Genomic DNA, 13,570 nt, shown 5'->3' on the forward strand with positions numbered 1-13,570 from the left:
GTCCCACGTCGAACGAGGAATGTCCATGCAGCCGTCCCCACCCCCCTTCGCAGGAGGCCCGCCGATCTGCCGACCCGACGCGGAGGCCGGGCAACGATGGACCTTCGGCTTTCCCGGCGGCCTCACGGCGGAGCTGCACACCCGCGGTGCCCGCCTCCACGGCCTGTGGGTGCCGGACCGGCACGGCACCCCGGCCGACGTCGTGCTCGCCCCCCGCGACCCGGCCCGGACGTCCACCACCGCCCGGTACTTCGGCGCCACGGTCGGCCGCTACGCCAACCGCATCGCACACGGCCGGTTCACCCTGGACGGCAGGCCGTACCGGCTCACCACGCAGGACGACGGCCACTGCCTGCACGGCGGGGCCGAGGGGTTCGACGCCCGGATCTGGGAAGCCGAGGCCGTGCACACCCCCGAGCGCACCGGCGTGCTCCTGCACCTGCACAGCCCCGACGGCGACCAGGGGTTCCCGGGGAACCTGGACGTCACCCTCAGCTGTCTCATCGGCCGGAACGACGAACTGGTCCTCTCCTACGCGGCGGTGACCGACGCTGCCACTCCGGTCAACCTGACCAACCACGCCTACTTCAACCTCGAGGGCGAGGGAGCCGGTGACGTCCTCGACCACGAACTCGCCGTCGACGCGACCCATTACACGCCGGTCGACGAGGACCTCATCCCCCGGGGCGACCACCGCCCGGTCCACGGCGGCGCGTTCGACCTCCGCCGGCCGACCAGGATCGCCGAGGCGCTCGCCCGCCCCGACCGTCAGCTCGCACAGACCGGTGGCTACGACCACAACTTCGTCCTGCGTCCGCACGACGGCGACACACCGCGGCGTTGCGCCGTCCTCCACGCGCCGGCCACGGGCCGGTCCATGGAGGTGCTGACCACCGAGCCGGGGCTCCAGGTCTACACCGCGGGGCAGTTCGACGGAACCGTCATCGGCAAGAGCGGCACACGCTACCGGGCGGGTGCCGGCATCGCGCTGGAGACCCAGCACTTCCCCGACTCCCCGAACCGCCCCGCCGACCCCTCCCCGGTGCTGCGTCCCGGGGAGGAGTACCGCTCGAAGACGGTCCTGCGGTTCACCACTCTCGGCTGACCGCGACGAGAAGACACCGACACGACTGCGCCCGCCGACTCCTCGCCGGCGGGCGCAGTCGTGTCCGGAGCGGGGTCAGGCACCCGCCCTCCGCTTGTTCCACACGTCGAACCCGACCGCCGCCAGCAGTACGAGCCCCTTGATCACCTGCTGCCAGTCGGTCCCCACCCCGACCAGGTTCATGCCGTTGTTGAGCACGCCGAGGACCAGACCGCCGATGATGGCTCCCAGCACGGTGCCCACTCCACCGCTCATCGACGCCCCGCCGATGAAGGCGGCGGCGATGGCCTCCAGTTCGAAGTTCACACCGGCCTTCGGCGAGGCGGCGTTGAAGCGCGCCGCGAAGACGAGCCCGGCGAGCGCCGCGAGCATCCCCATGTTGAGGAACACCGCGAAGGTCACCTTCCTGTCCTTGACCCCGGACAGCTTCGCGGCGGACAGGTTCCCCCCGATCGCGTACACGTGGCGTCCGATCACCGCGTTGCGCATCACGTACCCGAAACCGACCAGCAGCACGGCCAGGACCAGGAGCACCACTGGCGCGCCCTTGTAGCTGGCGAGAAGCAGGGTCGTGACCAGGACCGCGGAGACCAGCGCCGTCACCTTCAGCGCGAACAGGCCCGTGGGGAGCGGCTCCAGGGCGAACTCGCGCCGGCGCCGACGGTCCCGTACTTCCTGGAACACCACGTAGGCGGCCAGTCCCAGGCCCAGGAGCAGGGTGATGTTGTGGTAGTTGGTCTCCGGCCCCACCTCGGGCAGGAAGCCGTTGGCGACCTTCTGCAGCCCGTCCGGGAACGGGCCGAGCGTCTGCCCCTTGAGGAAGATCTCCGTCAGTCCGCGGAACAGCAGCATGCCGGCGAGGGTCACGATGAACGACGGTATGCCGACGTACGCGATGAAGAAGCCCTGGAGCGCGCCGGCGACGGCTCCCAGCAGCAGGGTGAGCAACACCGCGACGGGCCAGGACAGGTGGTGCTCGACCATGAGCACCGCCCCGACGCCGCCCACCAGGGCCATCAGGGAACCCACCGACAGGTCGATGTGCCCGGAGATGATGACGATCATCATGCCGATGGCCAGGATGAGGATGTAGCTGTTCTGCAGCACCAGGTTGGAGACGTTGCGCGGCAGCAGGAGGTCGCCGCCGGTCCAGACCTGGAACAGGAGCACGATCAGGCCGAGCGCGAAGAGCATCCCGTACTGGCGCATGTTGCGCCGGACGCCGTCCAGGAGCACCCGGACCACCGGGGTCCCCGGGGACGGGGCCTTCTCGCCGCCCGGGTGCGGGGGAACGGTCGTGTTCGTGCTGACGTCGGTGCTCATGCCTGTCGTCCTTCGCTGGGGGCGGCGTCCGTGGCGGCCGCCGGTGGTGCGGGAGCGTCCCGGGTCATGTGCCGCATCAGCACTTCCTGGGTGGCGTTCTCACGGGTGACCTCGCCGGTCAGCCGCCCGGCGGCCATGGTGTAGACGCGGTCGCACATGCCGAGCAGTTCGGGCAGCTCGGAGGAGATGAGGAGGATCGCCTTCCCCTCGGCGGCGAGCCGGTCGATCACGGTGTAGATCTCGAACTTGGCTCCGACGTCGACCCCGCGCGTGGGCTCGTCGAGGATCAGGACGTCCGGGCCGGCGAGGATCCACTTGCTGAGAACGACCTTCTGCTGGTTGCCGCCGGAGAGGCGGCCGACCGGCTCGAGGACGTTCGGAGCCTTGATGTTCATGGTCCGCCGGTACCGTTCGGCCACCTTGCGTTCCTCGTGACCGTCGACGACGCCGCGCCGGGCGAGGGAGCCGAGGGAGGCGAGCGAGATGTTCCGGCTCACGGAGTCCCCGAGGTCGAGGCCGTAGCGCTTGCGGTCCTCGGTGACGTACGCGATCCCGTGGGCGACCGCCTCGGGAACCGTGCGTGTCCGTACTTCGCGGCCGTTCTTGAACACGGTGCCCTGCTCGTAGTGGCCGTAGGAACGACCGAAGACGCTCATCGCGAGTTCGGTCCGGCCGGCACCCATGAGTCCCGCGACACCGACGATCTCCCCGCGGCGGACCCGGAGCGAGACCCCGTCGACGACCTTGCGGCCGCGGTCGAGCGGATGGCGCACGGTCCAGTCCCGGATCTCCAGGACCGGCTCGGTGCCGACCGCACCCGCGTAGGGCGTTCGCTCGGGGAACCGGCTGTCGAGGTCCCGTCCCACCATGCCGCGGATGATGCGTTCCTCGGTGGTGGCCGGGTCCCTGACGTCCAGGGTCTCGATGGAGCGCCCGTCGCGCAGGATGGTGACGGAGTCGGCGATCCGCGCGATCTCGTTCAGCTTGTGCGAGATGATGATCGACGTGATGCCCTGGCTCTTCAGCTCCCGCATCAGTCGCAGCAGCTTCGCGCTGTCCTCGTCGTTGAGTGCCGCGGTGGGCTCGTCGAGGATCAGCAGGCGGACGTTCTTCGCCAGTGCCTTCGCGATCTCCACGAGTTGCTGCTTGCCGACACCGATGTCGGCGACCCGGGTCCCGGGATGCTCGTCAAGACCGACGCGCTGGAGCAGCTCGGAGGCACGGCGCAGCACTTCGCGCCAGTCGATGACCCCCCGCCGGGACGGCTCGTTGCCGAGGAAGACGTTCTCGGCGATCGACAGGTGGGGAACCAGCGCGAGCTCCTGGTGGATGATGACGATGCCGCGCTGTTCGCTGGCCCGGATGTCCTTGAAGCGGCACGGCTCGCCGTCGAAGAGGATCTCGCCCTCGTAGGTCCCGTGCGGGTGGACACCGGACAGGACCTTCATGAGCGTCGACTTGCCGGCACCGTTCTCTCCGCACAGGGCGTGCACCTCGCCGCGCTCCACGGAGAGGGTCACCTCCGACAGTGCCCTGACCCCGGGGAAGGCCTTGACGATGGACCGCATCTCGAGGACGGGGCCGGCCGGGGACGAGGCGGAGAAGGGAACCTCGGGGGAGTGGGGCACGGCGGGGTTCACCGCAGTTCCCCGGCGTCGATGTAGCCGGAGTCGACCAGGACCTTCCGGTAGTTCGACTCGTCGACGCTCACCGGGTCTAGCAGGAAGGCCGGAACCACCTTCCTGCCGTTGTCGTAGGTGGTCTCGTCGTTGGTCTCGGGCTTCTTGCCGTCGAGGACGGCGGCCACCATGTCCGCGGCGACCTGCGCGAGGGCACGCGTGTCCTTGTAGACGGTCTGCGTCTGCTGGCCCGCGATGATCGACTTCACGGAGGCGACCTCCGCGTCCTGACCGGTGACGATCGGAAGGGGCTTGGTGGCGCTTCCGTAGTCGTCGGACCTCAGGGCGGACAGGATGCCGATGGAGATGCCGTCGTAGGGGGAGAGCACGGCGTCGACCCGGGCCGTGGAGTAGGCGGAGGTCAGCAGGTCGTCCATGCGCTTCTGTGCCGTCCCTCCGTCCCAGCGCAGGGTGGTGACCTGGTTGAGCCGGGTCTGGCCGGAGCGTACGACCAACTGCCTCTTGTCGAGGTAGGGCTTCAGCACCTTCATGGCGCCGTTGAAGAAGTACTTGGTGTTGTTGTCGTCGTTGGAGCCGGCGAACAGTTCGACGTTGAAGGGGCCCTTCTTCGAACCCGTCTTCAGCCCCAGCTTCTCGACGATGTACGTGGCCTGGAGCTCGCCGACCTTCTCGTTGTCGAAGGAGGCGTAGTAGTCGACGTGCGGGGAGCCCAGGATGAGCCGGTCGTAGGAGATCACCGGGATGCGGGCGTCCGCCGCCTGCTGCAGGACGTTGGACAGGGCCTCGCCGTTGATGGCGGCCACGACCAGGGCGTCGACGCCCTGGGTGATCATGTTCTCGATCTGGGCGACCTGCTGGTCGGGGTCGTCCTCCCCGTACTGCAGGGTCGTGGAGAAACCGGCCTTCTTCAGGCTCGCGGTCATGTTCCGACCGTCGGCGATCCACCTTTCGGAGGACTTGGTGGGCATGGCGATGCCGATGGTCAGGTCCTTCTTGTCCTTCGATTCCCGGCTCCCCCCTTCGCTGTCCTGCCCGCAAGCGGTCAGGAGCAGGGCACAACCGGTGGTCAGGGCCAGGAGGGCGGATGCGGATCGGAACTTCTTCATGGGCGTTACCCGGCAATCCCGTCGTCGAGGGCGGCTCTGTCCGGAACGGCCTCGACGGCAGTACGAGGCCACGTACTGCCGGACGACGCCGTCCCGACTCCGAGGCCGGGGTCGAGGAGCCCGGCCGACCTAGATTGTTAGCGCTCACAACAGCGTGGTACAAGAGGCGCTAGGCTTTTTCTCGCATTGATACCCAGCCGTAAGCAGGGAGAAGGGAGGCAGACGTGGCGCATCCCGCGGAAGACGTTCGCCCGCCGACGATGGCCGACGTCGCGCGAGAGGCGGGCGTGTCCCACCAGACCGTCTCCCGGGTCCTCAGCGATCACCCCAACGTGCGCGCGGCCACCCGGGAGCAGGTCACCCTGGCCATCGAGCGGCTGGGCTACCGGCGCAACTCCGCCGCACGCGCGCTGGTGACGCGCCGCACCAGGACGCTGGGCGTCATCGCCGTCAACACCACCCTCTACGGACCGGCCAGCACCATGACCGGCCTGCAGGAGGCGGCCAGGGAGGAGGGTTACCTCGTCTCGACCGTCAACCTCCGCACCGGAGGAGGGCAGGGGCTCAAGGACGCCATCGACCACCTCGCGTCCTGGGGCGTCGAGGGAGTGGTCGCCATCACCCCGCAGCGATCGCACGTGCGGGCGCTCGCGGAGCTCGACGCGCCCTTCCCCGTCGTCACGGTGGAGGGCGGCCATCGGCTCGACCTGCCCGGGGTCTCCCTCGACCAGGAGCTCGGCGCCCGGATGGTCACGGAGCACCTGCTCGCCGCCGGGCACGGCACCGTCTGGCACGTGTCGGGACCCGAGGACTGGCTGGAGAGCGAGGCCCGCACCGCGGGATGGCGTGCCGTCCTGGAGGAGAGCGGCATCCGGCCTCCACGCGTACTGAAGGGCGACTGGAGCCCGCTGTCCGGATACAGGGCGGGACAGGAGCTCGCGGGGCTCGCCCTGGCCCGTCGCGGGGCGACGCCGGTCACCGCCGTCTTCGTGGCCAACGACCAGATGGCGCTCGGCGTCCTGCGGGCACTGCGCGAGGCCGGCATCCGCACTCCCTCGCAGGTGGCCGTCGCCGGCTTCGACGACATTCCCGAAGCCGAGTACTTCCCTCCGCCGCTGACGACGGTCCGCCAGGACTTCGCCGCCATCGGGCGCCGGAGCATCAGACTCCTGGTGGACCACATCGAGGGGCGCGCCGACGGGCCCGAGCACCTCCTGGTGGAACCGCAGCTCATCATGCGCGCGAGCACGCGTCCCGCGGGCGAAGCCTGACGCGACCGGCGGCTCCCGGCGTCGGCTTCCCCGCCCCCGTGGCGGGGGGTGCCCGCTCCGCCGGTCGGGTCCGGTCGCCCGACCCGATGTTCCCGCCGTCTCCTGCCGGGCGGATCCCGCCCCGGTCATCCCGCGCCGACCGCATCGGATGTGGCGTGACGGTCCGCCCCGATCCGTGAGTGAGCGCTCACTCCAGTGGTTCCGTCCCCTTTCGAATGTCAGACAGAAGCGCACGCAGCCCTTGTCGAACTCAATTGTGAGCGTTAACAATCTGCGGGAGTGCTTCTCTGCCCCTGCCCATGACGAGAGAGACCGCATCGTGACCACACACGCCCTTCCCGGTTCCTCGGATCTCCACCACCCCGAGGCCTGCACGATCGGAGTCGACTTCGGCACCCTCTCCGGGCGCGCCGTCGTGGTCAGGGTCCGGGACGGCGCCGAACTCGGTTCGGCGGTCCACGAGTACCGCCACGCGGTCGTCGAGGACCACCTCCCCTCCACCGGCGCCCCCCTGCCCCCCGACTGGGCCCTGCAGCACCCCGAGGACTGGCTCGACGTCCTCCGCACCGCCGTCCCGGCTGCGCTCGCCGAAGCCGGGATCCGTCCCACCCGCGTCATCGGCATCGCCACCGACTTCACCGCCTGCACGGTCCTGCCGACCACGCCGGACGGCACCCCGCTGGCCCTGACACCCGAGTGGGCCGCCCGCCCGCACGCCTGGCCCAAGCTGTGGAAGCACCACGCGGCCCAGGACCAGGCCGACCGCATCAACGCCCTCGCACACGCCCGGAGCGAGAAGTGGATCGCACGGTACGGAGGCAGGATCTCCGCCGAGTGGCAGTACGCCAAGGCCCTGCAGGTCCTGGAAGAGGATCCCGCCGTCTACGCCGCCTGCGCCCGCTGGATCGAGGCGGCCGACTGGATCGTCTGGCAGCTGACCGGCACCGAGTCGCGCAACACCTGCACCGCCGGCTACAAGGGCATCCATCAGGACGGCGCCTACCCCTCGCCCGACTTCCTGGCCCGGCTCCACCCGGGCTTCGCCGACTTCCCGGCCACGCGACTGGAACACCCGCTCTCACCCCTGGGCTCCCGCGTCGGCGGACTGAGCGGCCGGGCCGCGCACTGGACCGGCCTCCCCGAGGGCATCGCCGTCGCCGCCGGCAACGTCGACGCCCACGTCGCCGCGCCCGCGGCGGGCGCCGTGGAGAACGGCCGGATGCTCGCCATCATGGGAACCTCCACCTGCCACGTCCTCAACGGCGCCTCCCTCGCCGAGGTCCCCGGCATCTGCGGAGTCGTCGACGGCGGCATCGTCGACGGCGCCTACGGCTATGAGGCGGGCCAGAGCGCGGTCGGCGACATCTTCGCCTGGTGGCTCCGCCAGGGGGTCCCGGACCACTACCGCACCGAGGCCGCCGCGGCCGGCGAGGACCTGCACCAGCTCCTGACCCGCAAGGCCGCCGACCAGCCGGTCGGCGCGCACGGCCTGGTCGCCCTGGACTGGATGAACGGCAACCGTTCCACCCTGGTCGACCACCACCTCTCCGGAGTCGTCGCCGGCCTCACCCTCGACACCCGTCCCGAGGACGTCTACCGGGCCCTGCTCGAATCCACGGCCTACGGCACCCGGACGATCGTCGAGGCCTTCGAGGACGGCGGGGTCCCCGTCGAGGAGTTCATCGTCACCGGAGGCCTGAAGAAGAACGCCCTGCTCATGCAGATCCACGCCGACGTGCTCCGCCGTCCCGTCTCCCTGGGCACTTCCGAACAGGGGCCCGCCCTCGGCTCGGCCATCCACGCCGCCGTCGCCGCGGGTGCCCATCCCGACGTCCGCTCCGCCGCCGCCGCCATGGGCGGCGTCCGGCGCCACGCGTACGTGCCCGACCCCGCGCGGGCGGACGCCTACGACGCGCTGTTCCGGGAGTACCGCGCCCTGCACGACCACTTCGGCACCGGCGCGGACCTCCTCCTGCACCGCCTGCGGCGGATCCGCAACGCCGCGCGCACCGCGACCGGCGGATGACCGGGCGGCCTCCCCGGCCCTACCGGTCCGACCTCTCCACCCCAGCACCTCCGAGGAGCACACCCGACATGACGCTCGCCCAGCCCGACCGCGAGATCTGGTTTCTCACCGGCAGCCAGGCCCTCTACGGCGACGAGACCCTGGTCCAGGTCGCCGAACAGTCACGCGTCATCTGCGAAACCCTGGCCGACCGGCCGCAGATGACCGTCCGCCTCGTCTGGAAGCCGGTGCTCACCGACGCGGCCGCCATCCGCGCGGTCTGTCTCGAGGCCAACGCCGACGACCGCTGCATCGGCCTGATCGCCTGGATGCACACCTTCTCACCCGCCAAGATGTGGATCGCCGGCCTCGACGCGCTGAGCAAGCCCCTGCTGCACCTGCACACCCAGGCCAACCGTGAGCTCCCCTGGTCCACCATCGACATGGACTTCATGAACCTGAACCAGGCCGCCCACGGCGACCGCGAGTTCGGCTTCGTCCAGACCCGTCTCGGCATCCCGCGCAAGACCGTGGCCGGCCACGTCTCGACCCCCGACGTCGTCGACCGCATCGCCGGCTGGGCCCGCGCCGCCGTCGGCCGCTCAGAACTCACCACCCTCAAACTCGCCAGGTTCGGCGACAACATGCGCGACGTCGCCGTCACCGAGGGCGACAAGGTCGAGGCGCAGCTGCGGTTCGGGGTCTCGGTCAACACCTACGGCGTCAACGACCTCGTCGCCGCGGTCGACGCCGCCGACGAGGACACCGTCACCGCGCTCGTCAAGGAGTACCAGGACCTCTACGCCCTCGCGCCCGAGCTGCGGCCCGGCGGCGAGCGCCACGCTTCCCTGCGCTACGCCGCCCGCGTCGAAGCCGGCCTGCGCGCCTTCCTCACGGAAGGCGACTTCCGGGCCTTCACCACCAACTTCGAGGACCTCGGCGGCCTGCGCCAGCTGCCCGGCCTCGCCGTGCAGCGCCTGATGGCGGACGGCTACGGCTTCGGCGGCGAAGGAGACTGGAAGACCTCCGTCCTGCTGCGTGCGCTGAAGGCGACGGCCCACGGCCTGCCCGGCGGCACCTCCTTCATGGAGGACTACACCTACGACCTCACGCCGGGCCGGGAACTCATCCTCGGCGCCCACATGCTCGAGGTCTGCCCCTCCCTCACGACGGCCACGCCCAGCTGCGAGATCCACGCGCTCGGGATCGGCGGACGCGAGGACCCGGTCCGGCTCGTCTTCGACGCGGATCCCGGTCCGGCCGTCGTCGTCGGCCTCGCCGACATGGGCGACAGGTTCCGCCTCGTCGCCAACCACATCGACGTCGTCGCCCCGCCCGAGCCGCTGCCCCGGCTCCCCGTCGCCCGGGCCGTCTGGCGTCCCCGCCCCGACCTCCGCACCTCCACCGAGGCCTGGCTGACGGCCGGAGCCCCGCACCACACCGTCCTGACCACCGCGCTCGGAGGCGAGGAGCTCGAAGACCTCGCCGAGATGCTGCGTACCGAACTCGCCGTCATCGACCGGGACACCACCATCCGGCGCTTCACACGCGAGCTGCGCTGGAACCAGGCCTACCACCGTCTGGCGCAGAGCCTGTGAGCGCCCCCGCCACTCCCACCAGGACGGAGCCCTCCGTGAGCACCGCCGTTTCCAGGGACCTGCGACGAGAGGTACTGGAGGCCAACCTCCGTATCCCCCGGGCCGGCCTGGCCACCCTCACCTGGGGCAATGTGAGCGGGGTGGACCGACAAGCCGGAGTCTTCGTCATCAAGCCCTCGGGCGTGGCCTACGACGCGCTGAGCGAGGAGGACCTCGTCGTCGTCTCCCTGTCCGACGGGAAGGTCGTCGAGGGGCACCTGCGTCCGTCCACCGACACGGAGACGCACCGCAGCCTCTATCTCGCCTTCCCCTCCATCGGAGGCGTGACCCACACGCACTCCACCCACGCCGTCGCCTTCGCACAGGCCCGCCGACCCATACCGGTGCTCGGCACCACGCACGCCGACACCTTCAACGGGCCCGTCCCCGTCACCGAAGCCCTCACACCGCGGCAGTGCGCCACGGACTACGAGTACAACACCGGCCAGGTCATCGTGGACCTCCTGGACCGCGACGACACCCGGGCGGGCGAGGTCCCCGGCGCCCTGGTCGCCCACCACGGTCCCTTCACCTGGGGCGCCGACGCCACCAAGTCCCTGGAGCACGCCGTCATCTGCGAGGCGGTGGCCGAGATGGCCCTCCACACCATCGCCCTGGGGGCGGTCGAGCCCCCGCAACACCTGCTGGACCGCCACTTCACGCGCAAGCACGGGCCGGGCGCCTACTACGGCAATCCCCGAACCGTGTGAGCGCCCCGACGCGGCCGCGGCGCACCCGTCGGCGCGCCGCGCCGTGAAGGTCCCGGGGAGGCGAACGCACACACCCGGGCGACGGGAGTCCGGATGCCGACGAGCGCCAGAGCCCCACCCGTACCGCACAGCGCACCGAGAGCACGACGCCCAGAACCGTCCATCTCAGGGAGAGCCGCCTTGCGCACACGCGACCGCAGCACGAGAAGACCCGGTGTCATCGTCAGCGGCCTGCTCGCCACATCGCTGGCAGCAGGTTTCCTCACACAGGCCCCGGCGGCGGCGGACGCCGCCGTGACGGACTACACCCTCTCCGTCGACGCCGACCGCACGGGGCCGGCGATCGACCCCACCATGTACGGCGTCTTCTTCGAAGACATCAACAACGCCGCCGACGGCGGCCTCTACGCGGAGCTCGTCCAGAACCGCTCCTTCGAGTACGGCCCCGTCGACAACCGCTCCTACACCCCGCTGACCTCCTGGCAGCACACCGCGTCCGGCGGCGCCACCGGCACCCTCCAGGTCGTCGACGACGATCAGCGACTGAACGAGCGCAACCGCAACCACCTGCGTCTGAACCTCGCGGGCACGGGTGGCGGCGCCGGCCGCTTCGGCATCACCAACAGCGGCTACGGCGCGGGCATGTCCCTCAAGGACGGCGCACGCTACGACTTCTCCGTCTGGGCGCGCACGGACAACCCGACCGGCACACGCCTCACCACCGAACTGCGCACCGCCGACGGCGGCGTCCTGTCCGCGCCGGTGGACATCACCGTGCGCGGCGACCGATGGACCAAGTACACCGCCACGCTCGTCTCCGAGGTGACCACCACCACCGGGCGGCTCTCGGTGACGGCCGCGGACTCCGGAACCCTGCGCCTCGACATGGTCTCGCTCTTCCCCCGCGACACCTACAAGGGCCGCAAGAACGGACTGCGCAAGGACCTCGCCCGGAAGATCGCGGCACTGGACCCCGGCTTCCTCCGCTTCCCCGGGGGCTGCCTGGTCAACACCGGCAGCCACCACGCCTACGAGGCGCCCGACTGGGAGCGCCGCCGCTCCTACCAGTGGAAGGACACGATCGGTCCGGTCGAGCAGCGGGCCGTCAACGCCAACTTCTGGGGCTACCACCAGAGCTACGGCCTCGGCTACCACGAGTACTTCCAGTTCGCCGAGGACATCGGCGCGATGCCCCTGCCCGTCGTGCCCGCGCTCGTCACCGGCTGCGGACAGAACCGGGCGACCGACGACCCGGCCCTGCTCAAGCGCCACATCCAGGACACCCTGGACCTGATCGAGTTCGCCAACGGTCCGGTCACCTCCACCTGGGGCCGCAAGAGGGCCGAGATGGGGCACCCGAAGCCCTTCGGCCTGACCCATCTGGGCGTGGGCAACGAGGAGAACCTGCCCGACGCCTTCTTCGCCCGCTTCACGGAGTTCCGCAAGGCCATCGAGGCCAGGTACCCCGAGATCACGATCGTCTCCAACTCCGGCCCCGCCTCCGGCGGCGCCACCTTCGACCGCCTGTGGGACCTCAACCGGCGGGCGGGCGTCGACCTGGTCGACGAGCACTACTACGAGGCCCCGCAGTGGTTCCTGGAGAACAACGACCGCTACGACTCCTACGACCGCACGGGTCCCAAGGTCTTCCTCGGCGAGTACGCCTCCCGCGACAACCGCTTCTCCAACGCCCTGTCCGAGGCCGCGTTCATGACCGGTCTCGAGCGCAACGCCGATGTCGTCAAGCTCGCCTCGTACGCCCCGCTGCTGGCCGACGTGCACCAGAACCAGTGGCGACCGGACATGATCTGGTTCGACAACGACCGGTCCTGGGGTTCGGCCAGCTACGAGGTCCAGAAGCTGTTCATGAACAACACCGGTGACCGGGTCGTGCCGAGCCGCGCTTCCGCCACCCCCGCCGTCTCCGGTCCCATCACCGGCGCGGTCGGCCTGTCGACATGGGCCACCAGCGCCGCCTACGACGACGTCGAGGTCACCGCCGCGAACGGCTCCACCCTGTTGAGGGACGACTTCGCCGCCGGCGCCGCCCGGTGGACACCGGCGACCGGGCGCGGCACCTGGGCCGTCGAGGGCGGAGCGTACGTCCAGTCCGACGAGGCTGCCGAGAACACCCTGGTCACAGCCGGTGACACGCACTGGCGGGACTACGACCTCAAGGTCAGGGCCACGAAGAAGTCCGGCAAGGAAGGCTTCCTGGTCGCCTTCGGCGTACGTGACACGGGCAACCACTACTGGTGGAACCTCGGAGGCTGGGGCAACACCCGCTCCGCCGTCGAGAAGACCGCCGACGGGGGCAAGCAGACCCTGCTGGAGAACCCCACCACCATCGAGACGGGGCGCGCCTACGACGTTCACGTCCAGGTACGGGGCCGACAGGTCACCCTCTACCTCGACGGGCAGAAGTGGGGCTCCTTCACCGACGACAGGACCGCCGAACCGTTCCGCCAGGTGGTGACCAGGGACAAGGACGACCTGGTCGTCAAGGTCGTCAACGCCCAGGCCGCCGCGGCCCGTACGAGCATCGACCTCGGCACCACCCGGGTGGCCTCGACCGCCCGGCTGACGACCCTGGAAGGCGCACCGGACGCGGTGAACACCGCCGACGCCCATCCGATCCAGCCGCGTAGGTCGACGCTGGAAGGCATAGGACGGACCTTCACGTACACCTTCCCCGCCCACTCGGTCACCTTCTTGCGGATCAAGGCCAGGTAGGCCCGGCCGCAGACGGGCTCACCGGCTGCAGCGCTCCGGC

9 protein-coding genes are annotated in these 13,570 nt (G+C 70.3%); 6 read left to right on the forward strand and 3 right to left on the reverse strand.

Features of this window, described 5'->3' with window-relative positions:
• Positions 1 to 25: 25 nt before the first annotated feature.
• Positions 26 to 1,105, forward strand: coding sequence for an aldose epimerase family protein (locus CP977_RS29700; protein ID WP_152371103.1), 1,080 nt, complete (start codon positions 26 to 28; stop codon positions 1,103 to 1,105).
• A 75-nt stretch (positions 1,106 to 1,180) separates the two neighbouring features.
• On the opposite strand, the gene mmsB is transcribed toward CP977_RS29700, so the two are convergent.
• The 3 genes from mmsB to chvE all read right to left on the reverse strand — a co-directional run bounded on the left by mmsB (position 1,181) and on the right by chvE (position 5,174).
• A complete protein-coding gene (gene mmsB, locus CP977_RS29705) occupies positions 1,181 to 2,428 on the reverse strand; it encodes a multiple monosaccharide ABC transporter permease (RefSeq protein WP_062750580.1) in 1,248 nt (415 codons plus the stop codon).
• On the reverse strand, positions 2,425 to 3,996 hold the full coding sequence (gene mmsA, locus CP977_RS29710) for a multiple monosaccharide ABC transporter ATP-binding protein (protein WP_062756726.1): 1,572 nt from the start codon (positions 3,994 to 3,996) through the stop codon (positions 2,425 to 2,427). Before mmsA ends, mmsB begins: the two co-directional genes overlap by 4 nt.
• Before the next feature lie 68 nt (positions 3,997 to 4,064).
• Positions 4,065 to 5,174, reverse strand: coding sequence for a multiple monosaccharide ABC transporter substrate-binding protein (gene chvE, locus CP977_RS29715; RefSeq protein ID WP_062750578.1), 1,110 nt, complete (start codon positions 5,172 to 5,174; stop codon positions 4,065 to 4,067).
• A 224-nt stretch (positions 5,175 to 5,398) separates the two neighbouring features.
• On the opposite strand from chvE, the gene CP977_RS29720 reads away from it, so the two are divergent.
• The 5 genes from CP977_RS29720 to CP977_RS29740 all read left to right on the forward strand — a co-directional run bounded on the left by CP977_RS29720 (position 5,399) and on the right by CP977_RS29740 (position 13,530).
• Positions 5,399 to 6,445, forward strand: coding sequence for a LacI family DNA-binding transcriptional regulator (locus tag CP977_RS29720; RefSeq protein ID WP_062750576.1), 1,047 nt, complete (start codon positions 5,399 to 5,401; stop codon positions 6,443 to 6,445).
• 319 nt (positions 6,446 to 6,764) lie between these two features.
• Positions 6,765 to 8,471, forward strand: a complete 1,707-nt coding sequence (gene araB, locus CP977_RS29725) for a ribulokinase (protein WP_062750574.1) — start codon at positions 6,765 to 6,767, stop codon at positions 8,469 to 8,471.
• A gap of 68 nt (positions 8,472 to 8,539) precedes the next feature.
• Positions 8,540 to 10,048, forward strand: coding sequence for an L-arabinose isomerase (araA, locus tag CP977_RS29730; protein ID WP_062750572.1), 1,509 nt, complete (start codon positions 8,540 to 8,542; stop codon positions 10,046 to 10,048).
• 35 nt (positions 10,049 to 10,083) lie between these two features.
• Positions 10,084 to 10,797 carry an L-ribulose-5-phosphate 4-epimerase AraD gene (gene araD / locus CP977_RS29735; protein WP_062750570.1) on the forward strand — a complete coding sequence of 238 codons (714 nt, stop codon included), beginning with the start codon at positions 10,084 to 10,086 and terminating at the stop codon, positions 10,795 to 10,797.
• A gap of 180 nt (positions 10,798 to 10,977) precedes the next feature.
• On the forward strand, positions 10,978 to 13,530 hold the full coding sequence (locus CP977_RS29740; RefSeq protein ID WP_229991461.1) for an alpha-L-arabinofuranosidase C-terminal domain-containing protein: 2,553 nt from the start codon (positions 10,978 to 10,980) through the stop codon (positions 13,528 to 13,530).
• The last annotated feature ends 40 nt before the right edge of the window (positions 13,531 to 13,570 follow it).

Source organism: Streptomyces cinereoruber (assembly GCF_009299385.1).
GTDB classification, from domain to species: Bacteria; Actinomycetota; Actinomycetes; order Streptomycetales; family Streptomycetaceae; genus Streptomyces; species Streptomyces bikiniensis.